Raw genomic sequence first — 26,340 nt, 5'->3', positions numbered from 1 at the left:
CCTGATGGCCGGCCGCCGGTGCGCGGGTCAGCCGCGACGGTGCGGACGCGTCGGCCGGGCCCGGGCCACGATGATCAACAACGCCCCGACCGCGAGCAGCAATCCGGCCACGACGCTCTGCTGGGCGATCGGCGCACCCGTGCTGGCCAGCGCCGACGGGTAGGTGGGGTAGGTCGGGGTGACCGGCTGGCTGGGCGTCCACGGGGGCGGCGTGGCCGGAGTGGTGGGGGTGGTGGCCGACACCGTGAACGCGGCGCTGGCCGTGTTGTCGGCCGGGTTCGGATCGTTGGTGTCGGAGCTGATCGTCGCGGTATTGACGATCGTGCCGGTGGCCCCGGCCGTGACGACGGCGCCGATGGTGATGGTGGCGGTCGCGCCGACCGGGAAGTCGCCCAGCGTGCAATCGACCGTCTGGCCGCTGATCGTGCACTCGACGCTGCCGGACTCCGACGGTCCGCTCACCCCGGCCGGCAACGTGTCCACCACGTGCACCCGCTGGCCGGAGACGGGCCGGCGTTGGTCGCGGTGAGCTGGTAGGTGACCGGCTGCCCGGGGGCCCCGCCGGCCGGCGTCACCGACTTGGTCAGGGACAGGTCGGCCGTCGGGTTGACCTGGACCGTGGCGCTCGCGGAGTTGTCGGCCGGGTCGGTGTCGGGCCGGCCGGAGCTGATCAGGGTCGCCGTGTTGGTCAGGGTGCCGACCGCGGTCGCGGTCGCGGACACGGTGAGGGTGGCGCTGGCCCCGGCGGCCAGGGACGGCACGGTCCACAGGCCCGCGGCGCCGTCCCAGGTGCCCGCGGAGCCGGTGGCCGAGCCGATCACCAGGCCGTCGCCGGCGGTGTCGGCGATGACCACGTCGGTCTGGTCGGCCGGTCCCTGGTTGGTCAGGGTGACCACGAACCCGGCCGGGTCGCCCTGACCAACCGTCGGCGTGGTCGCCGTCTTGCTCACGGTCAGGTTCGAGCCGGGCGGCTCGGGGGTGATCACCGCGACGGTGGCCGTGGCCGAGTTGTCGGCCGGGTCCGGGTCGACGGTGAGCAGCGAGGCCACCTGCGCGGTGTTGGTCAGCTCGTCGCCGTCGTAGTCCGGCGACAGCGTGCCGGTGATCGTCACCGTGCGGCTGGCGTCGGGGTCCAGGCCGGCGATCAGGCAGGTCACCGCGACGGCATCGGTCAGGCAATCCGGGTCGTCGACGGCGGTGATGCTCAGTCCGGCCGGGGTCGGGTCGCGCAGCTCCAGCAACGCGGACTGCTGGGGGCCGGCGTTGCCCACGGTCAGGGTGAAGGTCACGGTGCCACCGGGGGCCACCGGGTCGGGGCCGGCGGTCTTGGTCAGGCTGACGTCGGCCGCGGAGGTGATGAGCACCGACGTGGTGGCGGTGTTGTCGCTGGGGTCGGACTCGTCGACCGGTGCGGTGACCGCGGCAGTATTGGTCAGGGCGCCGTCGGGAGCGTCCGGGGCGACGATCCCGGTCAGGGTCATGGTCCGGGTCGCCTCGACCGGCACCGAGGCCCAGCTGCAGCTCACCTGGTCGGTGACGGTGCAGCTGGCGCCGCCGGCGTCGGTCACCGTGACCGCGTCCAGGCCCAGCGGGATCGAATCGGTGAGCAGCACGTTCGGGGCGTCGGAGGGGCCACCGTTGGAGACGGACAGCTGGTATTGGATCGTCTGCCCGGGGATGGCGGTCGCCGGTGAGGCCGTCTTGATCAGGGCCAGGTTGGCCCCGAGGCTGGGTTCGAAGGTCGCCACCCCGGTGTTGTTTTCCAGATCCGGGTCGGGCGTGACGGCCGTGACCGACGCCGCGTTCTGCAGCGCCGGGGTGGACCCGGTGGGCAGGGTGACCGGCACCGTGACCGTCACGCTGTCGCCCACGTCCAGGGCCGGCACGGTGCAGGCGACGATCCCACCGGGCGCGGTGCATGTCCCGTCGGTCGTGGTGACGGTGCCGACGGTCACCCCCGGGTCCAGCGGGTCGGCGATGGCCAGCCCGGTGGCCCGCGACGGTCCGTTGTTGGTGACGGTGAGCTGGTAGCTGACCGTCCCGCCGGCGACCGGGTTGTCCGGGGTGAACGTCTTGACCAGGACCAGGTCGGCCGCCGCGGTGACCCGTGCCGCCGCGGACGCGCGGTTGTTGCCGGGGTTCGGGTCCGGCTGGTCCGCGGTCACGGCCGCCTGGTTGAGCAGCGCGACGCCCGCCGGGGCGGTCGCCGACACAGTGCCGGTGACCTGCACGGTGGCCGACGTCCCGACGATCAGTGCACCGACCGGGCAGGTGAGCAGGGCGGCGTCGACCACGCAGGCGGCACCGCCGGTCACCTGGCCGCTCACCCCGGTCAGCCCGGGCGGCACGGTATCGACCACGCTGACCCCGGTGGCGTCCGCCGGGCCGGCGTTGGTGGCGGTCAGCGTGTAGGTGATGGGCTCGCCGGCGACGACCGGATCGGTGTCCAGCTTCTTGATGACCGAGAGATCGGCGACCTGGGCGAGCGCGAAGTCGACGGTGGTCGCGTCGCCGGCGCTCAGGTCGGCGGGGCGCCGGCTCGGCCCCACCGGCGCGTACCCGTCGGGGGTGACGACCCGGACGGTGTACGTGCCGGGGGCCAGGCCGTCCCGGCCGTAGGTGCCGTCGGCCCCGGTGGTGACGGTGCCGACCACGGCGCCGCCGCCGTCGACGATCTCGACGGTGACCCCGGCCAGCCCGCTGCCGCCGGCGGTCACGGTGCCCGAGACCGACCGGGTCTGGGTGGCGAACCAGGTCTGGTACACCGGGACGCCGCTGCGCCACCGGTAGCTGAACGTCAGGGTCTTGATCGGCACCGTCGGGCTGAACCAACCGGCGGCGCCGGTGGTGTCGCTGGCCCCCGAGTTGCCGGTCAGCGTGGCCGTGCCCGGATCCCAACTGGGCAGGTCGTACGGCGCGCCGACCCCGGAGCACGAGCTCGGCCGGGGCGATGCGTCGCAGTAGTTGAAGGCTCCGGCAAAGCCCAACGCCGCGACCGGGACGGCGCTGCCGTCGGCGGTGGTCGCGCTGACCGTCACCTGGTCGGCGTCGATGTCGCCGAGGATGAAGCTCCAGCCGGCCGTCGGGGTGGGCCGGGCGAAGGTGTAGACGGTCTCGGACGGGCTGGCGGCGCTGTCGGCTGCCGGTCGCAGGTTGAGGTAGGCCTGGTTCTGGCTTGATCCGTAGACGACGCCGGGCGGGCTGCCGGCGGGCAACCAGGCGGTCGTCCCGGACTGCGGGCCGACTCCGCCCGAACGAGAGGTGGAGGCGAACGTGGCCGCGGGGAAGCCCGGGGCCAGCGTCATCGTCCCTCGGTAGGCGCCGCCGGTCCCGGCCAAGTCGGTAAATGTCCCGTACACCGGGCCCGGCGCGGCCGCGGCCACCGGTGCGGACACGATCGGCAGTGCCATAGCCACCACCAGGGCGCCGGCCAGGCCGCTGAATCGCCACAGTTCTGGACGACGCAGTCCTGATCGCCGCGGTTTCGATCGACGAAGTCGTGGCCCCATTGATTCCCCCGTCCGACCGTCCGGCGCCGGCGCGACCACAGGATCGCGATTGATGCCGAAACCCGCCAAATCACGCCGATCATGACATGGGACAGCCGACAATTCACCTCGGGCGTGACGGCGACCAATTCGCGGCGGCACAAGAACCCACAATGTCCGTTTTGCCGAATTCATTCGGCGAGTGCCCGTGGTCCGAGCGGCGGGCACCGGCACTAGGGTCGAGTGGTGCTCCCCGATCCCGAACCCGCCGGTACCCCGACCGGCGCCTCCGCCGGTCCGGTGGTCGAACGGCTGGCCGAAGCCCGTCGCCGGGTGCGGGCGGCGGCCGAGGCAGCGGGTCGGGATCCCGCCGAGGTCCGCATCCTGCTGGCCACCAAGACGATGCCGCCCGAGGTGATCGCGCAGGCCCTGGCCGCGGGGGCGACGCTGATCGGGGAGAACCGCGTCCAGGAAGTGCTGGCCAAGGCCGACGCGTTGGCCGGGTTTCCGCACACCATGCATTTCATTGGCCATCTGCAGTCCAACAAGGTCAATCAACTTCTGCCGCACATCCAGTGCCTGCAGACATTGGATTCGGTCGACCTGATCGGCCGGTTGCAATCCCGGCTCGAATCCGCCGCCCGGAATCTGGATGTATTCATCCAGGTGAATGTCTCGGGCGAGCAGACCAAATCCGGAATCGCCCCGGCGGACGCGCGGGAGATGGTCGAGGCGGTGGCGGCGGCCCCCCGATTGCGGCTGCGCGGGTTCATGACGATCGGGTTGAACTCACCCGACCGGGACGCGATCCGCCGCGGCTACCGGGCGTTGGCCACCATCCGTGACCGGGCCGCGGACGAGCAGTGGCCCGGAGCGCAGGACGCGGTCGAGCTGTCGATGGGGATGAGCGGCGACTTCGCCGATGCGATCGCCGAGGGCGCCACCATCGTCCGGCTCGGCTCGGCGGTCTTCGGGCCCCGGCCGGCCCGTTGATCACCCGATTCGGGCGGGTCGCGATCCTTCCGGGGCGTCCCGGCTGTCCGAATCGGCGTCCGGCGGTAGCGTGATCGCAGCGCCGCATGCCCGGGCGCGCGAGCAGTCGGACCGCGGTGCCGACCGATCCCTGGGGAGTCCACGATGCCCTACCCGGACAATCTGCTGGTCGCCGGCGAGAAGATCTATGTGCGCAAGCGCCCGCACTGGAAGGTGCTGATCCTCCCGACCCTGTTCTTCGTCCTCATCGTCGGTGGTGGGGCGGCGATCATCGCCTTTGCCAACAGCCGGGGCTGGGACTGGCCGAGCTGGGCGGACTGGGCGATCGTCGCGATCGCGGTGATCGCGTTGATCATCCTGGTGGTGGTGCCGTTCATCCGCTGGCGCACCGAGCACTTCGTCATCAGCAACCACCACATCTTCTTCCGCACCGGCCTGCTGTCCCGGCGCGAGCACCAGATCCCGCTGGGCCAGATCGCCAACATCGAAACCGAGGTCACCTTCTGGGGCCGGTTGATGGGGTACGGCTCGCTGATCGTCGAGTCCTCGGCCGACCAGCCGCTCAAGTTCCGCAACGTGGCGAACCTGTCCAAGGTGCAGTCGATGCTCAACCAGTTGATCCGCAACGAGAAGGAACTCACCCACCGCGGCATGGTGGAGGTCGACGACTACGCCGCCGACGACTCCGACCGGGAACGCGCGGGCGACCGCTCGAACCAGGCGCCGACCGGCCAGTGGGCGGCCGCGACCGACTCGAACCAGACCGGCGGCTACGGACCGGCCACCGGGGCGCAGCCGGCGTACGGGCAGGGGTACCCGCCGGCCCAGGGGTACCCACCGGCGGCGGGTTACGCGCAGCCCGGGTACGGGCCGGCCCACCCGCAGACCGGTCCGACCCAGGGCTACCCGCCGCCCGGTCAGCCGCAGGGTTACCCGCCGCCGGGCCCGACCCAGAGCTATCCGGCCGGCCACCAGCCCACCCAGTCGCCGGGGTATCCGCCGTCCGGGTATGCGACGGGCGGGTATCCGCCGAACGGCTACCAGCAGCCCGGGTATGCCCCGAACGGGTACCAACAGCCCGGGTACCAGCAGCCCGGACACGCGTCGGGCGGCTACCCGCCGCCGGCCGCACCCGCGAACTACTCGCAGCCCGGCCCGCCGCAGCCCGGGTATTCGCAGTCCGGCTATTCCCAGGCCGGATATGCCCAGCCCGGTTCGTCGCAGCCGGCCGAGGGCCAGGCCGCCCCGCCGTTCACGCCGGCCGCCGGGCCGGGTGAGCAGCCGCCGGCGTCGGCCGAGCCGACAGTCATGACCCGGCTGCCGTCCGCCGCCCCGGTGTCGTCGAGCGACTCGGGGGCCCCGGCAACCCCGCCTACCCCGCCGACTTCGGACCGGGGCCGGCACGCCCGGCCCACCGAGCAGACGCCGCTGCCGAATTTCGCCGAGCCCGACCCAACGGTGATCGTTCGCTCGCCCGCGTCGTCGGGTGATTCGGCGTCGGGTGCACCGGCGGGTGCACCGGCAAGCGCGCCGGCGCCGTCGGAGACCGACCCGGACCAGCCGGACTCGAGCCAGCGATCCTGACCCGATCACGCAGCATCGTAAGGTGGTCGGCGTGACGACGGTGCTGCTGGTCGAGGACGACCCGGCCATCGCGCAGCCGCTCACCCGCGCGCTGCAGCGGGAGGGCTATCAGGTGCGGCCGGCCCCGACCGGCGGGGCCGCGGTCGCGGCGTTCGGCGAGAACGGGTCGGAGATCACGCTGGTGATCCTGGACCTGGGCCTGCCCGACCTAGACGGTCTGGAGGTCTGCCGGCGGATCCGCGCCGCCGGCCGGGACCTGCCGGTGCTCATGCTGACCGCCCGGACCGACGAGGCCGACTTCGTGGTCGGCCTGGACGCGGGGGCCGACGACTACGTGGCCAAACCGTTCCGGATGGCCGAACTGCTGGCCCGGGTGCGGGCCTTGCTGCGCCGGCGGGTGCCGGCTCTGATGGAGGTCGGCGGGGTCCGGGTGGAGACCGGCTCGCGCAAGGTCGAGGTGGACGGCGTCGAGGTCACCCTGTCCAACAAGGAGTTCGAGCTGCTGCGGGTCATGATGAGTCGTGCCGGGCAGGTCGTGACCCGCGAGGAGATCCTGGCCGAGGTGTGGAACGACCCGACCATGAAGACCTCCAAGACGCTGGACATGCACATGTCCTGGTTGCGTCGCAAGATCGCCCGGCCCGACGGCTCCGGGGGCGACCAGCGGATCTCCACCGTGCGTGGGGTCGGCTTCCGGTTCGAGACGGACTGAGCGTGCGGCAGGCACGCGCCGCGCGCGGCGGCCGCACGATGACCGGGGACCGCTGATGCAACGCCGGGTTCTGGTGTCGATCCTGCTGGTCATCGCGGCGACCGTTCTGACCCTGGGCGTCCCGCTCTCGATCGTCTCCTGGCGAGTCGTCGACGACCTGATGCGCAGCGACCTGAACAGTCGCCTGGATTCGATCGCCGCCTCGATCGCCAACCAGTCCAGCTCGTCGGCCATCGATCTGGGGCAGTTGGCCGCGGCGGTGCCCTCCGGCGGCCGGCTGGACATCACCATGGCCGGCCGGATCGACCAGTCCATCGGGACCACCTCAACCAGCCAGGTCTACTCCGAGCAACTGGCGATGGCCGGTGGCGGCACCCTGCGGTTGTCGGTGCCAGAGAGCTATCTGCGGGCCGAGCAGTGGAAGGCGTTGGCGTTGGTCGCGCTGGCCATCGCGCTGTCCGTGGTGGTCGGTACTGGGGTCGCGGTGCTGACCGCTCGCCGCCTGGCGACCCCGTTGACCGATGTCGCGCGCCGGGCCGCCCGGCTGGGCTCGGGCGACTTCCGGACCTTCCGGCGCCGGTACGACATTCCGGAGCTGGACCGGGTCGCGGACGTCCTGGACTCCTCGGCGCACGACATCTCCGCGCTGATCGCCCGGGAGCGGGACCTGGCCGGTGACATCTCGCACCAGCTGCGGACCCGGCTCACCGGGTTGCGGTTGCGGCTGGAGGAGCTCGCCGAGTACCCGGACGCCGACGTGCAGCAGGAGGTGCAGGAGGCCCTGGAACAGACCGATCGCCTGGTCACGGTGGTCGACGACCTGCTGGCCAATGCCCGGTCGCAGCGCGCGGCCGGGGCCAGCGAGTTGGAGCTGTTCGACGAGCTGGCCGAGATCGAGGCGGAGTGGGGGCCGGCGCTCACCGCGGCGGGCCGCACGCTGACGGTGCGCTGCGGCCGGGACGTGCGGGTGCACGCCACTCCGGGGCGGCTGCGCGAGGCCATCGGGGTGTTGGTGGAGAACTCACTGCGGCACGGCGCGGGCACGGTCGGGGTGCTGGTCCGGCCGGCCGGCCGGGGCTCGGGCGGCATGGTGGTGCTGGAAGTCAGCGACGAGGGGCCGGGCATTCCCGAGGCACTGGTCGCGCACATCTTCGATCGGGGGGTGTCGACCGCGTCGTCCACCGGGATCGGGCTGGGGCTGGCCCGGGCGTTCGTCGAGGCCGACGGGGGACGGTTGGAGCTGCGGCGCGCCGTCCCGCTGACCTTCGCCATCTTCCTGGTGGTCAGCGAAGAACCGTCCACGCCGGATGCGGAGGGCGACCGGGTGCCGGGGCCGGCCGGCGCCCCCGTCGGGTAGGGCCGACGGTCAGCTGCGGGATCGCCCGGCGCCGGGCAAGTACTCGGCGGTATCGGAGCGCAGGGGCTGCTCGGGGATGCGCTCGGTGACCGGGGCCTCGACCGCCGCCTGGGCGGCCAGCTCGGTGGCCACGATCTCCGGGTGCGGGTTGAGCTCCTCCGGGAAGACCCACTTGCGGTAGGCCCAGAAGCGGAAGGCCATGCCCAGCGCGGTGCCGATGACGTTCGCCGAGACGAAGTTGGCGATCGTGACGGTCAGGCTGGAGTAGTTGGCGGTGTTGATGCCGAAGATGTACTGCGAGACCGCGAGCGGGACCAGATTCAATCCCAGGGCAATGCCGTTGACCACGAAGAACAGCATGGCCTCGTGATGGCGTTCGCGGCCGCCGCGGCTGTTGAACGACCATTCCCGGTTCAGGATGTAGCTCAGAATGGTGGCCACGATGACCGAGATGCCCTTGGCCGTGACGACCTTGTCGGACAGCACGGTGTGCGAGAGCAGGCTGAACAGGCCGACGTCGACGACGTAGCTGGTGCCCCCGACGACCAGGAACTTCGCGAGTTCCCGGTACTTGACAGGCAGGTGCTGCCGGACTGAATCGATGAGGGCCACGCGCCGAGTCTACGGCCTGATGCGGCGCCGTCCCATGATCCGCGCCGCCGCGAGAAAAACCTCTCAATGACGCAACCTAATGGCTCGGTCAAACGACGGTAAAGGCAATCGTCAAAGATTGGTAAATTCCGGGAAATGGCGGCCGGGCACCGATGTGGTGATCGACCGGCTGCTCACGGGCCGGTCGGGAGCGGGCTGGTCGTCGCGGACGCCGGGTCCGTCGCCGCATCGTCCGGGCGGACCGCCGGGTTGGACGATGCGGTGGGCGCCGGTTCGGGATTCGGGGGCGGGGTGGGGCGCTCGACGGTCAGCTCGACGGTCGCGGAGTCGTCGTCCACGTCGAAGCGAGCCGGCCCGGTCTGCGCATCAGCGTCGACGGCGAGGGTGATCACGACGGTCACCGCGGCTCCGGGCTCGAGCGCGGGGACGGTGCACCGCAGCCCGCCGCCGGCCGGGGCGCCGTCCACCGTGACCGCCGTCGCGTTCACCCCGTCGGGCAGGCTCATCCGGACCGCCTGCTCGGTCGAGGGCCCGTCACCGGTGTTGCGCACGGTCAGGGTCAGCCGCCCGCTCCCGCCTGCGGTGAGCGGGTCCAGGACGGCGGGCGTTCCGAGCGAGAGGTGCGCCGGCGCCGGCTCGGGCGTGCTCGTACCGGTGTCCGCCGGCGACTCCGCGGTGGTGCTCGCGGTGGTCGGGCTTTCGCTGGTGGAGCTCGCAGTGGTGGGGCTGGCGGTGGTCGGGCGCTCACCGGTGGGGCCGTCGGTCGCACCGGTCTCGGTGGAGGAGCGAGTCGGTCGGTCGGTGGAAGGCCCGTCGGTGGAGGGCCCGTCGGTGGAGGGCCCGTCGGTGGCGGGGGCGGCACTCGTGGATTCGGCCGGCCCGGTGGACTCGGCCGGTACCGGGGTCGGCTCAGAGCTCGGGGTCGGGGTCGGATCGGTCGAGGGCGCGGCGCCGTCCGTGGCCGCGTCGGGCGTGGCGGGGCCGGCCGGCTGATCGGTGCGGGTCAGGCCGTCGACCTGGTCGATCACCGTGGCCGTCCGGGTGATGCCGTCGATCGTGACCGAGACGGTGACCGGGTCGGTGGTGGGGCGGGGGAGCAGCAAGTAGATCGTCAGGTCGCTGTGTTGCCCGGCCTTGAGCGAGGGCACCGCGCAGGACGTCACGCAGTAGACCGGGATCCGGCCGGGACCGACGATCTCGACCAGGTGGCCCACCACCGGCGGGCTCGGGTAGGTCAGGGCGATCGACCGCGCCGGGATCGTCGCCGTGGTGGGATTGGTGACGCGAAGGCTGAGCGTGGTGATCGCGCTGCCGTCGCGGATGATCGTCAGCTCGGACAGCGCCAGCGTGGTCGCCGGGGCCACGACCTGCAGCGGCGCGGCCCCGTCGGTGAGCGCCACCGCGTTGCCGGCGGCGTCGGTCGCGGTCACCGGGAGGGGCCCGGCCGGCTGCTTCGCGTCGATCGTCACCGCCACGGTGAACGACTGGCCGGTGCACGTCATGCTCGACCCGTTGCCCTTGCACCCGCTGAGCGTGACCAGCGGGCTGGTCGAGGTCAGGGTGACTGCGATCGGGTCGGTCGGCTCGCCGGCCAGGGTGGCGGCGATCGAGAGTGTGGTCGTGGTGCCGGCGGTCAGCGGGCCGCCCGGGGTGGCGACCAGTCCGGTGATGGCCTGACCGACGGTGAAGTCGACCGGGTAGGAGCGGTCGAGCAGATCGGCCGTGAGCTGGTAGGTGCCGGGCTTGGTGTCCGCCGGGGCCGCGAGGGTGATGGTGATGGTGATGGACGATGCCGCGTCAAGCTGCGGCAATCGGCAGCCGGTCTTGTCGCACTGGCCGACCCCGGCGCCCTCCACCGAGACGACGGTGAAGCCGGGCGCGGTGATCCCGATCGGCTGACCGGCGGGCAACGGGGACTCGCCCCGGTTGGTGACGGTCAGGCTGAACTGACCCTGGCCGCCGGCGATCGGCGACCGGACCACCGTCGGACCGGTCAGGCTCACCTGTGGGGCGCCGAGCACAGCGATCGGATCGACCTCGATCGGCCGACCGCCGGCGTCCTGGGCGAGCAGACGCAGCGGCTCCGAGGCGTGCGTCGAGGCCACCGTGATGATGACGGCGACCGTCCGGTCAGGTCCGACCCGGCAGTCGCTCGCGCAGGTCACCTGCACGTCCTTCTCAGCCGAGCTCAGCGTGACCGAGCCCAGGATCAGGCCGTCGGCGGCGGGCGTCGCGACCAACGTGACCGGCTGGGCGGTGTCGTTGGCCGGCAGGGCGAGATCCGGATCGGCGGCCAGCCGGGTGATGCCGGCGCCCACGGTCAGCGGAACGGTGACCGGTTCCTGACCGTCCAGCCGCACGTCGATGCTCTGCGTCGGCCCGGCCTGGGGCGGGGCGGTGAAGGAGAAGGTGACGGCCACCTTCTCGTCCACCGCGAGTACCGGAAGCGCACACGGGTCGGCCGCCGCGGTGGGTACGGCGACCGCCAGCGCCGCTGCGGCCGGCTCGTCGCACGTGGAGCCGGTCAGGGTGAAGCCTTCGGGCAGGTCCGCGGTCAGGGATTCCTGGCCGGCCGATGGGCTGCCGCCCCGGTTGGTCACCGTGACGGTGAGGGTGCCGGGGCCACCGGCGAGCGCGGTGGCGCTCTCCGGGACGTCCAGGGTCAGGGCGGCCGGGGCAGCCACCGTCAGTTCGGTGACCTTCAGGGGGCGCTGTCCGGCGTCGACGGCGGACAGGGCCAATGAGCCCGGCGCGTATCCGATGGGCACCGTGATGCCCAGGTCGAAGGGTGCGAGGCAGGTGACGGAGGCGCCCGCCTTCCCGCAGGCGGCCAGCGTGACGCCCTTCGGCGCGGTCAGGGTGACCGGCCCCGGGGTGGTCAGCGAACTGATCACGGCGACGCTGCGGGTGGCCTCCTGGCCGTCGGCGATCAGCGGGTCCGCCGGTTGGCCGGCGGAGGAGATCTCGACCTGCTCGATCCCGGCGGCCACGTCGACGGAACCGGCCGGGGTGGTCAGCGGGCCGAGGTCCAGTTGCAGCGGGACCGACGCGGGCAGCGAGGCGTCAACGGTCAGCGCGACGTCGACGGTGGTCGAGCCCTGGGCCGGCACGGTGCACGAGCGCGCGCAGTCCTGCGGGGTGACGCCGGCGATCGCGAGGCCCTCGGGGGCCACCAGGGTGACCGGCCCGATCGTCCCGTCGACGTCACCGGTGTTGCTGACGGTGACGGTGACGGCGCCCGTGCCGCCGGCCACCAACGGCGACGTCACGGTCAGCGGCGACAGGCTCAGGGCGGCCGGGGTCTTGATCGCCAGCGAGCCGACGTCGGTCCGGATCGGTCGCTGCGCCAGGTCGACGGCGGTCAGCGTCAGCGGTCCGGGCGCAGCGGTCCGGGCGACCGTCAGGGTGACCGGCAGCGTGGGGCCGGTGAACGCACAGGTGACCTGCCGGGCCGCCGGTCCGCCACAGGCCATGGTGAGCTCATCGGATCCGGTGTCCACGGTGATCGATCCGAGATCGGTGACCGAGGGGTCGGCGGGAGCGGCCGAGATGGTCAGCGGGTAGGTGGCTCCGTCGGCGACCAGGGGCGTCGTCGCCTCGACCGTCAGCGTGGCGATGCCGGACTGCACGGTGAGGTCCACCGGGACGCCCGGTCCCTGGCCGGGCAGGCTGACGGTGCTGGTGTCGCCGGTCGACGCCGGGTCGGCGTGGACCGTGACCGCGAGCGTGACCGACTGCCCGGGGTCGATGGCCGGCAACCGGCAGTCGGCGGTGACCAGCACCGACGGGGCCGCGATCGCCAGGGCGGCCGGCGGCTGACCGGCGCATTGGCCACCGACGACGGTGGTCCCGGTCAGCGTCAGCCCGTCCGGCAGGTCGACCTCGATGGCCTGGCCGGCGGCCGAGGCGAGGTCGCCGGCGTTCGTGACCGTGACCGAGAACGCGCCCGACCCGCCGGCGAACGGCGGCTGGATCACGCCGGCCTCGCCCAGCACCAACGCGGCCGGCCGGACAATCCGGACGGCGCTGACGTCGACCGGGTCGATCCGCCGGCCGGCCGCGTCGGTCGCGGTCAGGGCGAAGGGACCAGCGACGACGCCCGTGGGCACCGTCACCTGGATCGTCACGGCGCCGTCCGAGCTGAGCGAGCAGGCCGCCGTCCTGGCCGCGGTCGCGTCCGGCTCGCCGCAGCTGACCGAGACCAGGTCGGTGCCGGTGCTCACTGTGATGGGCCCGGGATCGATGCCGGGCTGCGCCAGGTCGGCCCGCAGAACTACCGGTTGGCTGGTGCCGTCGGCGACCAGGTCGACCTTCTGCGCGACTAGGGCCGTGATGGCGGGACCGACCGGCACACCGATGCTCAGACCGCCCTCCTGGCCGGCCCACCGGACCAGGACCTCGCCACCGGTCGCGGTGGGGGCGGCCGAGATCGACAGGGTGATCTCCAGGTCGGCTCCCGGTTCGATCGACGGCAGCGTGCAGCCGGTGGCCGTGCAGGTCACGCCCTCGGGGGCACTGGTGGTCAGCACCAGGCCGCCGGTGAACGCGAGGTCGAGCGTGGTGCCGTCCGCCGACGCGGTGCCGCCCTCGTTGTGCACCGTGAACGAGACGCGGCCGGAGCCGCCGGACACAGGTGGGTCGACGCGGACCTGCGGATTGAGCTGCAGGTCGGCCGGCGCCGGCTTGACGATCGTGAGCGACGTCCCCTCGGCGGCGGTCAGCTCGACCGGCCGTTGGTGGGCATCGGTCACCTGCAGCACCGAACCGAGTTCGCCCTCCGGCTGATCACGGTCGATCAGCACGGCCAGGTCGAAGGTGCCGTTCGCGCCCGGCGTGCAGATCACCGAATCGGCCCGCTCCGCGGTCACCGAACAGGTGGGTGTGCCGGCGAAGCGCAGCTGGCTGCTGCTGAAGGTGACCGGCTCCGGGGAGCCGTTGCTCTCCTCGGTCACCCTGACCGTGTGGATACCGCCGTCGGCGGTTAATGGGCCGTCGGCGCTCCCGACCAGCTTCACCGCGGACGTCACGGTGACCGGCACGGTGATCGACGGGCCGGACCAGCCGGTGATGGTCACCTCGCCGCCGGTGGATGCCCGGTCGGCGCTCAGCGTGATGGTGACCGCGGTCGATTCCCCGGGTCCGATCGGGTCGAGCTGGGCGCGGCAGCCGGAGGCGAGCGGCTCGCACGTCCCGGCGCGCAGCAACCCGGCGCGAGCGCCGCGCAATCCGGGAGCAGTCGGGGTCTGGCTGAAGCCGGTGACGCTCACGCCGGACGGGAGCTGCACGGTGAGGGTCGGGGAGACGCTGGTGCCCTCGTTGTTCAGGACCGTGAGGTCGATACCGGCCGATGCACCGGCGGTGATCGACACACCGGCAGGACCCGAGACGGTCAGGTTCGGGTCGGTGGGGGGCACTGGGGTTGTGGGTTCGGAGGTGGTGGGTTCGGTGGTCGTCGGTTCGGTGGTCGCCGAGGTCGGCCCCGGGGACGTCGGCTCGGCCGTGGTCGGCACCTGCGTGGTCGGTGCCGGGTTGGTCCCTGCCGGGTTGGTCTCTGCCGGGTTGGTCACTGCCGAGGTGGACAGCGGTGAGGACCCGCCGGTGCCCTGATCGCCACCCCCACCCTGATTTCCGCCGGTGCCCGTGCCGGCCCCACCCTGATCTCCGCCCGCGCCCGAGTCGGTCCCGGCGCCCGGGTTGCTGCCGGAACCGGCGTCGGACGCGCCGGCCGACGAGCCATTGGCCCCGCCGGCGGTGGTGTCGCCGCCCTGTGCGACCGAACCCGCCGGGCTACCGGTGCCGCCGGCGGAGTCCGACCCGGTCGGGCCGGCGGCGCCGTCGGCGCCGCCGGAGGTGGCCGGGGCGGCCACAGACGGCGGTTGATCGGCCACGGGTGTGGTGGTCGCCGGAGTCAAGCCGTTCACGATCAGCACGACCGCCGCGAGGACGGCGGCGGCCACCACCGCGCCGGCCGCGATCAGCCCACCGACCCCGATGGTCGCGACCAGTCCGGTGGCCGCACCGCCGGCGCCCGCCGCTGCACCGGCGCCTGCGGCCCCCGCGCCCGCCGCGCCGGCCCCTGCTCCGCCAGCGCCGGCACCAGCACCACCAGCCCCTGCACCACCGGTGGAGGACGCGGCCGCCGCGTTCGAATCGGCGGCGCTGGCCAATGCGCCAAGTCCCAGGGCGGCAGCACCCGCCGCCGCAGCGGCGGCCGCCGCTGCGATCCCGGCCGCACTGGCCCCTCCGGCCGCTCCGGCGCCGCCGGCCGCACCGGCCCCGGCGGCTCCCGCGCCACCGCCGCTGCCCGCCGAGCCCGCCGAGCCGCCGGTCGCGCCACCGGCCAGCGCCCCCGGCACCGCCAGCGGTGCCACCGGTCCGAGGGTCGCCAGGTAGCCCGCGGCCGCCGCGCCGCCGAGCAACAGCGGGGCGAGCAGGCCGCGCAGGTTGTGGTTGACCTCCTGCAGCTCCGCGGCCAGCGCGCGACAGCGGTCGCACGTCTTGAGGTGCGCGTCGACCTGCTGGGTCTCCCGCTTGGACAGGCCGCCGCGGGTCCAGGCGCCGAGCCGTTCCACCGTCGAGCGGCACTGCTCGGCCGCGGTCTCGGCCAGATGGGCCTGGAGATAGGCCTCGCGCAGGCCCTCCCGGGCCCGGAAGGCGAGCGAGGACACCGCCCCCGGGGCCATCCCGAGCAGCGCTCCGACCTGGGCGGGCGATTCGCCCTCGACCTGGGTGTGCCACAGCACGGCCTGCCAGCGTTCCGGCAGCTGAGCGAACGCGCTGGCGACCAGCCCGCTCTCCATCTTCATCAGCGCCGGATCGTCACCGGGCACGGCCACGTCATGGGCGGTCATGTCGTCGGTGAACTGCAGCCGCTTGTCCTTGCGGGTGCGGTCGTAGGCGGTGTTGCGGATGGTGGTGAACAGGTAGGCGCGGAATGCGGTGTCGGGGCCCTTGCCGTCCAGCAGGTTGTCCAGCACGCGGGCGAAGGATTCGGAGACCAGGTCGTCGGCCTCGGCGGCGTTGCGGGCGAACTGGCGCGCCAAGTTGGTGGCCGGTCCCGAGTGCCGCCGGTACAGCTCGCCGAAGGCCTCGCGATCGCCGTTGCGGACCTGGGTGATCAGTTCGGGGTCGCTGACCACGTACTCGTCAGCTTCCTGCTCCGGCACGCGGGCACCCCTCCTTGATTTCCTCCAGGGGAGTGACAGGCCCGCGCCTGACCACACCGCGCCGTGGTCTCCCGTGCATTGTCACCCACGAAGCGGCGATCCGTCACCGGCCCGGGCGGGAGAACCTCACGAATGGGCTAAGCGGGCCGGTCCCGTGGCCCCTCGGTGGACGGCCGGGCAACGCCTGGTGAAAAAAGTCCGCAAAGTCGCGTGATCGTCACGGGATCCGCCCGTCTCATCCCCAGAAGCATGGCGGGACTGCATCCTCCGCCGTCTCGACAGTAACCAAAAGTTACAAGCAGTGACAGTTAGTAACAGCACGTAACAACACCGACGACGAGAGCAGAAATGGAGGGCGCGGGACGCATGGATCACACCCCTCGCGTCACCACCCTGACCAGCGCCGATCTCCGGGACCGCTGGTACGAGCAGTCCAGCGCGGCGGGCTGGGCGTTCGTGTCCGACTGGCACCATCCCGCGGTCGATGCGCTGTGCGAAGCCTGCCTGCTGGGTGAGAACGTCTGGGCGCCGGCCGAGCGGCTCGGCGCGGCCCGCGCGCACAAAGGCGTTTCCCTGGGCGAGACGTTGGCCGATCTGGATGGACTGGCTTGTGTGCTCCCCGACATCGGCGACGGGGTTGTTCACCGTGCGGCGTCGTTGGGCTGGGCCGAACGGATGACGACCCCCCGCCATGCGGTCTTCGATCCGCTGACCGGCCTGGTGTCCGTCGACTACCTGCGGACGCGGCTGGGCGAGGTCTATCGCGCCGCCGAGGTGGCGGACACCAAGGTGTCGGCCACCCATGCGTTGGTGACGGTCCGGCTCAACCTGGCCGGGCGGATCGGGTGGGACCGGTTGACCCCGTTGATCCTGGCCGGCGACGCCATGCGGACCGTCTTCGACGGCGGTCAGACGCTGGCCCGGCTGGCCGACCACATGGCCGTTGTGCTGGCCGTCCGCGAACCGATGCTGGCTCGCCGCGCGCACCTGCTCACCGGGATGGTGCAGGAGCGGCTCGGTCGCGACCTGCCCCCCGGCGAATCCATTGCCCGGATCTGGATCGAGCGGCTCCCGGACACCGGAGCCGCGGCCATCGACCTGATCAGCGAACTGGCCCGGTAGCGGGCCCCACACTCCACGGCGGATCGAGGGGACGCCGTGGCTCGCTCGGTGGCGGCCGGTCAGGCCGCCGCCGGAAGTCCCGGGGAGGGTGATCGAGCGTCGGGGATGGGCGCTCGAGGCGGCGCGGTGACCGTCCTGCGCCCGGCCGAGTGATCGGCCGGTCGATGGTGGGACGGTCACCGCGTTCGCGGTGCTCGGCCCCCACTAGGCTGTCCGACCGTGGACGAACGCACCGGCATGCCCCGGGTCGGGATGGTCGGTGGCGGCCAGCTGGCCCGGATGACCCATCAGGCGGCCATTCCGCTCGGCCAGACCCTGCGGGTGCTCTCGATCTCGGCCGAGGAGAGCGCGGCCCTGGTCACGCCGGACGTGATGATCGGCCATCACACCGACCTGGATGCCCTGCGCCGGTTCGCGCAGGGGTGCGACGTCGTCACCTTCGATCACGAGCATGTGCCCGGTGAACACATCCGCACCCTGGTCGCCGAAGGCTTTGCCGTGCACCCGGGCGCGGACGCACTGCAATTCGCGCAGGACAAGGCGCTGATGCGCACCCGGTTGGCCGAACTCGGGGTGCCGGTCCCGGCCTTCGCGGTGATCGCGGCCGACGACCCGGCCCGTGACGACCGGATCGTGGCGTTCGGCGACGCGCACGGTTGGCCCTGCGTGGTCAAGACCGCGCGCGGCGGGTACGACGGCCGCGGGGTGTGGGTGGTGCGGTCGGCGACCGAGGCGCCCGAGCTGGACCTGCCGGACGGGGGCCAGCTGGTGCTGGAGGCCTTCGTGCCGATGCGCCGGGAGCTGGCCGCCGTGGTCGCCCGGTCGCCCTTCGGCCAGGCCGCGGCCTGGCCGGTGGTGCAGACCGTCCAGCAGGACGGGATCTGCGTCGAGGTGATCGCCCCCGCACCCGGACTGGACGGCGACGTCGCGTCGGCGGCCGGGCGGCTGGCCCTGCAGGTCGCCGGGGAGCTCGGCGTCGTCGGCATCCTGGCCGTCGAGCTGTTCGAGGTCGACCCCGGACCGGACGCGCCCGACGGGATCCTGGTCAACGAGTTGGCCATGCGCCCGCACAACTCCGGCCACTGGTCAATGGACGGGGCGGTGACCGGCCAGTTCGAGCAGCACCTGCGGGCCGTCCTGGACTACCCGCTGGGCCGCACCGACCTGCTCGCCCCGTTCACCGTGATGGGCAACGTGCTCGGTGGCCCGGCCGACGGCCCCGGTGCGGGCATCGGCATGGACGAGCGTGTCCATCACCTGGCTGCCCGGTTCCCGCAGGTCAAGGTGCATCTATACGGCAAGGCTTTCCGGCCCGGGCGCAAGCTCGGGCATGTCAATGTGCTCGGCTCGGATCTGGGTGAGCTGCGGCGCGTCGCCGCGCTGGCCGCGACCTGGCTCAGCGAAGGCGTGTGGGCCGACGGTTGGAACGCCCATGCCGCCGATCCCCGCGCAGCACGACCGCAGGAGGTGGCGGCGCGATGAGTGCACCGGTGGTCGGCCTGATCATGGGCTCGGATTCGGACTGGAAGGTGATGGCCGCGGCCGGCGAGCTGCTGGACGAGTTCGACGTCCCGTACGAGGTCGGCGTGTACTCGGCGCACCGGACCCCGCAGCGCATGCTGGACTACGCCGGCGCAGCCGCCGGGCGCGGTCTGCGGGTGATCATCGCCGGCGCCGGCGGGGCCGCCCACCTGCCCGGCATGGTGGCCTCGGCGACCGTGCTCCCGGTGGTCGGGGTGCCGGTTCCGCTGGCCACCCTGGACGGGCTGGACTCGCTGCTCTCGATCGTGCAGATGCCGGCCGGCATCCCGGTGGCCACGGTCTCGATCGGCGGCGCCCGCAACGCCGGGCTGCTGGCGGTGCGGATCCTGGCCAGCGGGGCCGACCCGCGGGCCGACCGGTTGCGGACGTCCCTGGCCGGCTTTGCGGCCGGGCTGGAACAGATGGTGCTGACCAAGCACGACGGCCTGCGCGAGCGCACCGGCCACTGACCCGGAAACCTTGACTTATGGTCGGCAAATGCCGACCATACGAAAATGACCGACCGTACCGCGCCCGACTACGACCTGGCCGACGGCCTCGCCCTGGACTCGCCCGAGCAGTACAAGGCGCTGTTCGAGCCGACCCGCCGCGAGATCGTCAGCCTGCTGCTGGACCGCGCGGCCACCACCTCCGAGCTGGCCGAGCTGCTCGGCAAACCCAAGGGCACCATCGGCTCGCACCTGAAGAACCTGGAGCAGGCCGGGCTGGTCCGGGTGGTGCGCACCCGGCGGGTGCGCGCGCTGGAGGCCAAGTACTACGGACGGACCGCGCGAGTGTTCTGGTTCGAGTCGGTGGACGGCGCCGCCGGCGAGGCGGCCCGCCAGCTGCGGCAGGCCGCGGACGAGGCGGCGAGGGTGGTCGACCCGCAGGAGCAGGTGATGACCGGGGCGGTGCGCTACGCCCGGATACCCGGCGCGCGGGCCCAGGAATGGACGGATCGGTTGCACCGGCTGCTCGACGAGTTCGATCGCGAGCCCCGTTCGGGCGAGCAGGCCTACGGGCTGGTGGTCGGCCTCTACCCGGCCGACGTGCCCCGGCTCGCGGTCGATACCGCGGCCCCGGACGACAGCGGACATGACGGTGCCGCCACCCGGTGACGCGGCGGCCGCGCCCCGGGTGGCCGGGCCGGGCCCGTTTCGCCGGTTGCTGGTCGCGACCACCTCGGCCAACCTGGCCGACGGGCTGATGGTGGTCGCGGTGCCCTGGCTGGCCTCGGCGATCACCCGCGACCCGGTGTCGATCGCGCTGGTCACGGCGGCCACCCGGTTGCCCTGGCTGCTGTTCTCCCTGCCGGTCGGGGCGATCACCGACCGGTTCGACCGGCGGCGGCTGGTCGGTCTCGCGGCCACGGCGCGCGCGGTGCTGTTGCTGGGGTTCGCGCTGCTGCTGGTGGCCGTCGGTGCGCCCGCCGCGGATCCGTCGGCCGGCGCGGATCCGGCGGCCGGCGCGGGGACCGGCACGGTGGCCGGCGGCGACCACTCCGGGGTCCTGCTGGCCGGGCTCGTCGTCCTGGCCCTGCTGGTCGGCCTGGCCGAGGTGGTCGGGGACAACAGTGCACAGACGCTGATCCCGTCCCTGGTTCCTGAGCAACGGTTGACCACCGCGAACGGGCGGCTGTGGGCGGCCGAGACCGTCGCCAACCAGTTCGTCGGCCCGCCCCTGGCCGGTCTGCTGATCGCGGTCGGCATCGCCCTGCCGTTCTTCGTCGGCGCCGGCGGGTTCGCCGTGGCCGCGGCCATGGTGTTCACCATCGCCGGCTCGTTCCGGCCACCCCGTTCGGACGGCCCGCCGACCCGGCTGTCGGCCGAGATCGCCGAGGGCGTCCGCTGGCTGATGGGTCACCGCCTGCTGCGCTCGCTGGCCATCTCGCTGGGCGTGCTCAATGCGGCCAGTGCCATGGGTGCGGCCGTGTTCGTGCTGTTCGGGCAGGAGGTGGCCGGGTTGGACGCCACCGGATTCGGCCTGCTGATGACGGGCTCGGCGGTCGGCGCCGTGCTCGGCGGGATCGCCGGCCCCCGGCTGATCCGGCGCTGGCCGCCCGGCACGGCGTTGGCGGCGGCGATCGTGGGCATGGGCGCCGGCGATCTGCTGTTCGGGCTGCTGTCACAGTTCGCCGCGCTCTGGGCGGTCAGTCTGGTGACCGCCGTGTTCATCGTGGTCTGGAACGTGATCACGGTGTCGCTGCGTCAGTCGCTGATCCCGGATCGACTGCTCGGCCGGGTCAACTCGGTGTACCGGTTCTTCGGCTGGGGCACGATCGCGATCGGCACGCTGCTGGGCGGGCTGGTGGTCTGGGCGTTCGAGCCGGTCGTCGGCCGGGAATGGGCCGTGCGGCTGCCGTTCCTGCTGTGCGGGCTCAGCTACCTGCTGTTGCTCGCCTGGGCGTGGCCGCGGATCAACAACGAGCAGATCGCCCGAGCCCGGGCGCAGGCCGGTGAGGGGGGAGCAGCCGGAGCGGACGGGCCCCTGGCGAGATAAGTTACCCACGGGTAACATTTGCGGAGATTCTCCGACGCGGAAGGCTCTGGCGACCATGAGCACGGCAATCAGCACCGACCTGTTCACCTTGACCGAGGACCACCGGGCCGTCCGGGAGGCGATCCGCGATCTGGCCGAACACGAGATCGCTCCGCACGCGGCCGACGTCGACGAGCGGGAGCGGTACCCGATCGAGGCGCAGAAGGCGCTGACCGCGGCCGGATTCCAGGCCGTGCACATCCCCGAGGAGTACGAGGGCGCCGGGGCCGACGCGGTGGCCACCGTCATCGTGATCGAGGAGGTGGCCCGGGTCTGCGGCTCGTCGTCGCTGATCCCGGCGGTCAACAAGCTCGGGTCGATGCCGCTGCTGCTGTCCGCATCCGAGGAACTCAAGCAGCAGGTGCTGCCGAGCATCGCCAGCGGCGAGGCGATGATCTCCTATGCGCTGTCCGAACGGGAGGCCGGTTCGGATGCCGCCGCCATGCGCACCCGGGCGGTCCGCGACGGCGACGACTGGGTGCTCAACGGCACGAAGTGCTGGATCACCAATGCCGGTGTGTCGAGCTGGTACACGGTGATGGCGGTGACCGATCCCGACAAGCGGGCCAAGGGGATCAGCGCGTTCGTCGTGCATGCGGACGACCCGGGATTCGTCGTCGGCAGCAAGGAGCGCAAGCTCGGCATCAAGGGCTCGCCCACCCGGGAGATCCATTTCGAGAACTGCCGGATCCCGGGTGACCGGATCGTCGGCGAGCCGGGCACCGGATTCGCCACCGCGATGGCCACTCTCGATCACACCCGGCCCACCATCGGTGCCCAGGCGATCGGCCTGGCCCAGGGCGCCCTGGACGTGGCCATCGGCTACATCAAGGAGCGTCGGCAGTTCGGCAGGCACCTGGCCGAGTTCCAGGGACTGCAGTTCATGGTCGCCGACATGGCGATGCAGATCGACGCCGCCCGCACGTTGGTCTACCAGGCGGCGGCGGCCGCCGAGCGGGGCGATGCGAACAAGACCTACCTGTCGGCCGCGGCCAAGTGCCTGGCCTCGGATGTGGCCATGAAGGTCACCGTCGACGCGGTGCAACTGCTGGGCGGGGCCGGCTACACCCGGGACTTCCCGGTGGAGCGGATGATGCGCGACGCCAAGATCACCCAGATCTACGAGGGGACCAACCAGGTCCAGCGGTTGGTCATGGCCCGCGCCCTGTTGAAGTAGCGGGGGGTTTGAAGTAGCGGGGGGTTGAAGTAGCGGGGGTCGAAGCAACCGGGGTGACGGAGCGGGTCGCCTCAGCCGATCCGGGGCAGGCCGGGCAGGTCCAGGCCCAGGGTCGCGGTGGCCCGTTCGTCGGTGGCGATCCCGCTGGCGATCCGGGCCGGGTCGACCGATCCGCCATCCACCTGGATCAGGGCGCCGCCGGCCGCCCAGGCGGCCAATGCGCCCGCGCACACCGCGTCGAGCAGGCTCGGTGGGGTGGTGGAGAGCACGACTGCGCCGTCCGGCACCGCGGCCGCCTCGATCATGGCCAGCACCTGACCCACCGTCCACGATCCGGATGCGGTGACGACGGCCGGAGCATCGGCGGCCGGACCGGGACCCCGGGTGGCGAACCGGTCGGCCTGCGGCAGGATCGCGTCGGCCACGCTGCGACACGGCGCCGTCAGCGCGCCGGTCGCCAGGCCGAACGGGTGCACCGAGGCCACGACCACCTCGTCGACGTCCAGATCCGCGGACGCGGGCTCCTCCGGGTCGACGAAGGCCGCCACCGGTTCGGTGGCGCCGGCCGCCGCATCGCCCGGGAGAACGTCGGTGACGACCAGCCCGGCCCACCAGCAGCCCAACAGCAGGGGCAGGCCCTGCCAGGAGCGGCGGACCCGCCAGAGCACCCCATCGCCGGGTTCGGCGCCCAGCTCGTCGACCAGGTAGCCGGCTGTCTTGGCCGCCCAGTTGGTCAACGAGGCGGTGGACAGTTCGGTGCGGCCCTGCCCGTACCAGACCAGACGCGGCCGGTGCGGGTCGCCGGAACCCATCGAGCCCAGGACCGCGGCGGTGACGCCGCCGGAGCGGGGGAGCGTCAGTTCACGCATGGCACCGACGCGGCCAGTGTGAAGGCAGCCGGCGCGGGCGCGACGGCCGGGGCCGCCGCCGCGGTGGCGAAGGCGGACGCCGCCCCGCGCAGTCCGGAGGGCAAGGTCAGGTCGGTGCCGACCAGCACCAGCACGTGGTTGGCCTTGACCGCGGAATCGTTGACCAGCTTGCCGATCCCGCCGAAGGCCGACTGCACCTGCTGGGCGGCGGCCTCGTCACCGGAGTAATGGAACTCGGTGGTCGTCTGCTCGTTGCCCTTGCGGGTGCCGGCGATCACCCCGAGCGCGCCGAGGGTGAAACCACCGTCGGTCACCAGTTCCGATGCGCGCGCGGTCACGCCGTCGGCGATCGTGCCGTCGTTGACGTCCACGGTGATGGACGCGGCGTCGACCGACGGCGGGGCCTGGGTCGACCCACCGCCCGAGCCACTGCTCGAGCCGCCGGCGATCGCCTGGAAGAAGGCCTTGATCTGGGCCGGGTCGGTGGCCAGGGCGTCCTTGTCGGTAGAGGACTCGGGCCCGGTGGTCGGCAGCGTCTGGAAGTCGATGTTGCCCGAGGACAGGTTGCTGATCTGCTCGGCGAAGGTGAGCACGTCGAAGCCCTTGTCGAAGACGACCGAGCGGTCGACCGCGCTGACCAGGTCGTTCAGCCTGGTCGGGCTGGTCAGGGTGCCCACCGACAGGATCTTGTCGGCGGCGCCGCGCAGGAAGGCCTGCTGCCGCTTCACCCGGTCCAGGTCGCCGGCCGGCAGGCCATGCCGCTGCCGGACGAAGGCCAACGCGGCGGTGCCCTGCACCTCCTGCTCGCCGGCCGGGAAGTTCGCGCCCGACCAGGGATCGTCGACAGCCGCGTTCAGGCACACCGGAATCCCGCCGATGGCGTTGGACAGCAGGTAGAAGCCGAGCAGGTTGACCTCGGCGTAGTGGTCGATCTTCATGCCGGTGAACGCCTGGATCACCCGGATCAGCTGGGTCCGGCCCGCCTCGTTCGACTCCCGCTCGATCTGGGCCTTGTCGGTCACACCCTGACTGACCAGGTACTGCTCGGTGTAGGCCTTGGCCGTGGCGTAGAAGGAGTTGACCTTGTTCGGTTGGTAGGGCCCTTCCGAGCCGTTGGCGTACGGGCCGGTGATCTGGCTGGTCACCCGGCTACCGATCCAGGTATCGCGGGGGATCGAGACGGCGGTCGCCCGGCCACCGCCCTGCGGCACGTGCACCAGCATGATCGTGTCGGTGTTGATGCCGCCGCCGTCGTCCTCGGTCCCGACCTGGGCGAGTTCCTCGGCGGAGAGCGGGTTGCCGTCGGCGTCGGTCCGCGCGTCCGAGCCGACCAGCAGGAAGGTCAGGCCCTGCGCCGAGATGACGCCGGCGTCACCGGCGTTGCCGGCGGCGTCGGAGGTGCCGCTGACCGATTGCAGGGTGTCGGTGAAGGCGTAGGCCACTCCGGACCCGATCAGCACGATCGCGGCCGCCACCATCGCGATGATCCGGACGGCCAGCAGCCCGCGGCCGCGGCGCCGTCCGGGATCGCCTGGCCCGGACCCACCCGGCCCGGTCGGCGGCCGCGATCCGGGCGGGCCGGCGGGCGGCGGGACCGACCCGCGGAAGGCGGGGGGAACGTCGGCCGACATCGGCCGGTAGGACGAGGGACCCGCGCCCGACGGGGCGGGCGGGGGATAGCTGGGCATCCGGCGGGTCGGCGGGTTCGGCGGGGGAGTCGACTGCGACCAGGCCTGCTGAGGTCCCGGCGGCTGGTTCGAGGCGGGGCGGGCGGATGGGTACGGCCCGGGCGGCGGTTGGCGGTGCCCGCCGGGTACACCCTGGGGCGGGGACTGATCCCGCGACGTCGAACTAGGGCCGTACCGGCGCGCCGCCCGTTGCGGATCCGGTCGATCCGAGTTCGTCATGCCACTGCCCTTCGCGCCCTGCGTCGTTGTTCAGCCTGTGCCCGGCCGGGTGGCCGGCCGGCGATCCGGCGCTCGACCTGAGAACAAGGACGCCTCCGCCGCGCCGCGGTTGCCCGGGCCGGACGGTCGCGATCGGCCCGCATCGTCGGCCTGGTGCCGCCCGGATCGTCGCCAGCGTAGCGGCGGACGCCTGAAATTTCGGTGACCCCCGGTGACGCTCGCCCCGCCGGATCGGGTGGCGAACTGCCGCGGTGCGCCGCTCCACGGCCCAGGTACGGCAGAATGCGTGCCCATGCGCATTCTCGTCACCGGCGGTGCCGGCTTCATCGGGTCGACCTTCACCCGGAACGTCCTGACCGATCAGTACCCGGGGTTGGAGGGCGCCGAGGTCGTCGTCCTGGACAAGCTGACCTATGCCGGCAACCTGGCGAATCTGGCCGCGGTCGAGGATTCCGACCGCTACGAATTCGTCCAGGGTGACATCTGCGATCCCGACGTGGTCGGCAAGCTCGTCGCCGCGGCCGACGCAGTGGTCCATTTCGCCGCCGAGTCGCACGTGGACCGATCGATCCTGGGCGGGGCCGATTTCGTCCTCACCAACGTGATGGGCACCCAGACGCTGCTGCAGGCCGCACTGGAGACAAAGCTCACCAAGTTCGTGCACGTGTCCACCGACGAGGTGTACGGATCGATCGAGACCGGATCCTGGGACGAGAACGAGCCGCTGCTGCCCAACTCGCCGTACTCGGCATCCAAGGCCGGCTCCGACCTGCTGGCTCGGGCCTACGCCAAGACCCACCAGCTGCCGGTGACGATCACCCGCTGCTCGAACAACTACGGGCCGTACCAGTTTCCGGAGAAGGTCATCCCGCTGTTCGTCACCAACCTGATGGACGGGCAGAAGGTGCCGCTGTACGGCGAGGGCCGCAATGTGCGCGACTGGCTGCACGTGGACGACCACTGCCGCGGCATCGCGCTGGTGCTGGCCGGTGGCCGTCCGGGTGAGATTTACAACATCGGCGGCGGCACCGAGCTGACCAACGCCGAGCTGACCGCCAAGCTGGTGGCCGCCACCGGGCGGGACGAGTCCTTCATCGAGCGGATCGTCGACCCGCGGGGCGGCGGGCACGATCTGCGCTACTCGGTCGACCACGGCAAGATCAGCCGCGAGCTGGGCTACCAGCCGCAGGTGCCGTTCGACCAGGGACTGGCCGACACGATCGCCTGGTACCGGGACAACCGCGACTGGTGGGAGCCGCTCAAGGCCCGGTCGGCGATCGATCGCTGAGATCCT

The 26,340-nt window shown here is 72.4% G+C and carries 17 protein-coding genes; 11 read left to right on the top strand and 6 right to left on the bottom strand.

From position 1 onward, the window contains the following. Nucleotides 1-27 precede the first annotated feature (27 nt). Nucleotides 28-483, bottom strand: a complete 456-nt coding sequence (locus NAMU_RS20970) for a DUF11 domain-containing protein (RefSeq protein ID WP_138180378.1) — start codon at nt 481-483, stop codon at nt 28-30. Beyond that, on the bottom strand, nt 459-3,410 hold the full coding sequence (locus NAMU_RS27715; protein ID WP_015749340.1) for a carboxypeptidase regulatory-like domain-containing protein: 2,952 nt from the start codon (nt 3,408-3,410) through the stop codon (nt 459-461). The genes NAMU_RS20970 and NAMU_RS27715 overlap by 25 nt, the downstream gene beginning before the upstream one ends. Nucleotides 3,411-3,734: 324 nt before the next feature. Between NAMU_RS27715 and NAMU_RS20960 the strand changes: the two genes are divergently transcribed. The 4 genes from NAMU_RS20960 to NAMU_RS20945 all read left to right on the top strand — a co-directional run bounded on the left by NAMU_RS20960 (nt 3,735) and on the right by NAMU_RS20945 (nt 8,134). Further along, nucleotides 3,735-4,481 carry a YggS family pyridoxal phosphate-dependent enzyme gene (locus NAMU_RS20960; RefSeq protein ID WP_217180547.1) on the top strand — a complete coding sequence of 249 codons (747 nt, stop codon included), beginning with the start codon at nt 3,735-3,737 and terminating at the stop codon, nt 4,479-4,481. A 144-nt stretch (nt 4,482-4,625) separates the two neighbouring features. Further along, entirely contained in the window at nt 4,626-6,065 is a 1,440-nt protein-coding gene (locus NAMU_RS27710; protein ID WP_015749338.1) for a PH domain-containing protein, read from the top strand. A gap of 31 nt (nt 6,066-6,096) precedes the next feature. Continuing rightward, complete coding sequence (locus tag NAMU_RS20950) at nt 6,097-6,777, top strand: response regulator transcription factor (protein WP_015749337.1); 681 nt, start codon at nt 6,097-6,099, stop codon at nt 6,775-6,777. A 55-nt stretch (nt 6,778-6,832) separates the two neighbouring features. Beyond that, on the top strand, nt 6,833-8,134 hold the full coding sequence (locus NAMU_RS20945; protein WP_015749336.1) for an ATP-binding protein: 1,302 nt from the start codon (nt 6,833-6,835) through the stop codon (nt 8,132-8,134). A 9-nt stretch (nt 8,135-8,143) separates the two neighbouring features. On the opposite strand, the gene NAMU_RS20940 is transcribed toward NAMU_RS20945, so the two are convergent. Then, nucleotides 8,144-8,746 (bottom strand): GtrA family protein, encoded by a 603-nt coding sequence (locus NAMU_RS20940; protein WP_015749335.1) that lies wholly within the window; start codon nt 8,744-8,746, stop codon nt 8,144-8,146. 173 nt (nt 8,747-8,919) lie between these two features. Then, nucleotides 8,920-15,912, bottom strand: a complete 6,993-nt coding sequence (locus NAMU_RS20935; protein ID WP_015749334.1) for a sigma-70 family RNA polymerase sigma factor — start codon at nt 15,910-15,912, stop codon at nt 8,920-8,922. A 366-nt stretch (nt 15,913-16,278) separates the two neighbouring features. Between NAMU_RS20935 and NAMU_RS20930 the strand changes: the two genes are divergently transcribed. From NAMU_RS20930 to NAMU_RS20905, 6 genes are all read left to right on the top strand, one after another. Then, complete coding sequence (locus tag NAMU_RS20930) at nt 16,279-17,034, top strand: hypothetical protein (RefSeq protein WP_041369235.1); 756 nt, start codon at nt 16,279-16,281, stop codon at nt 17,032-17,034. A gap of 219 nt (nt 17,035-17,253) precedes the next feature. Next, nucleotides 17,254-18,516 (top strand): 5-(carboxyamino)imidazole ribonucleotide synthase, encoded by a 1,263-nt coding sequence (locus NAMU_RS20925; RefSeq protein ID WP_015749332.1) that lies wholly within the window; start codon nt 17,254-17,256, stop codon nt 18,514-18,516. Next, nucleotides 18,513-19,025 (top strand): 5-(carboxyamino)imidazole ribonucleotide mutase, encoded by a 513-nt coding sequence (gene purE / locus NAMU_RS20920; protein WP_015749331.1) that lies wholly within the window; start codon nt 18,513-18,515, stop codon nt 19,023-19,025. Before NAMU_RS20925 ends, purE begins: the two co-directional genes overlap by 4 nt. Before the next feature lie 45 nt (nt 19,026-19,070). Further along, nucleotides 19,071-19,673 (top strand): ArsR/SmtB family transcription factor, encoded by a 603-nt coding sequence (locus tag NAMU_RS20915; protein ID WP_015749330.1) that lies wholly within the window; start codon nt 19,071-19,073, stop codon nt 19,671-19,673. Beyond that, nucleotides 19,651-21,054, top strand: coding sequence for an MFS transporter (locus NAMU_RS20910; protein WP_015749329.1), 1,404 nt, complete (start codon nt 19,651-19,653; stop codon nt 21,052-21,054). The genes NAMU_RS20915 and NAMU_RS20910 overlap by 23 nt, the downstream gene beginning before the upstream one ends. 55 nt (nt 21,055-21,109) lie before the next feature. Beyond that, entirely contained in the window at nt 21,110-22,270 is a 1,161-nt protein-coding gene (locus tag NAMU_RS20905) for an acyl-CoA dehydrogenase family protein (protein WP_015749328.1), read from the top strand. Between the two features lie 71 nt (nt 22,271-22,341). Here the strand turns inward: NAMU_RS20905 and NAMU_RS27705 are convergent, their stop codons facing one another. Together NAMU_RS27705 and NAMU_RS20895 are read right to left on the bottom strand one after the other, a co-directional pair. Continuing rightward, entirely contained in the window at nt 22,342-23,139 is a 798-nt protein-coding gene (locus NAMU_RS27705; protein WP_015749327.1) for a TIGR03089 family protein, read from the bottom strand. Then, nucleotides 23,127-24,827 carry an LCP family protein gene (locus NAMU_RS20895; protein ID WP_052308031.1) on the bottom strand — a complete coding sequence of 567 codons (1,701 nt, stop codon included), beginning with the start codon at nt 24,825-24,827 and terminating at the stop codon, nt 23,127-23,129. The genes NAMU_RS27705 and NAMU_RS20895 overlap by 13 nt, the downstream gene beginning before the upstream one ends. A gap of 511 nt (nt 24,828-25,338) precedes the next feature. On the opposite strand from NAMU_RS20895, the gene rfbB reads away from it, so the two are divergent. Continuing rightward, entirely contained in the window at nt 25,339-26,334 is a 996-nt protein-coding gene (gene rfbB / locus NAMU_RS20890; RefSeq protein ID WP_015749325.1) for a dTDP-glucose 4,6-dehydratase, read from the top strand. Nucleotides 26,335-26,340: the final 6 nt, after the last annotated feature.

The organism is Nakamurella multipartita DSM 44233 (assembly GCF_000024365.1).
Lineage (GTDB): Bacteria > Actinomycetota > Actinomycetes > Mycobacteriales > Nakamurellaceae > Nakamurella > Nakamurella multipartita.
Note: the sequence above shows the minus strand (reverse complement) of the source record. Positions and strands in the feature narration are given on the sequence as shown.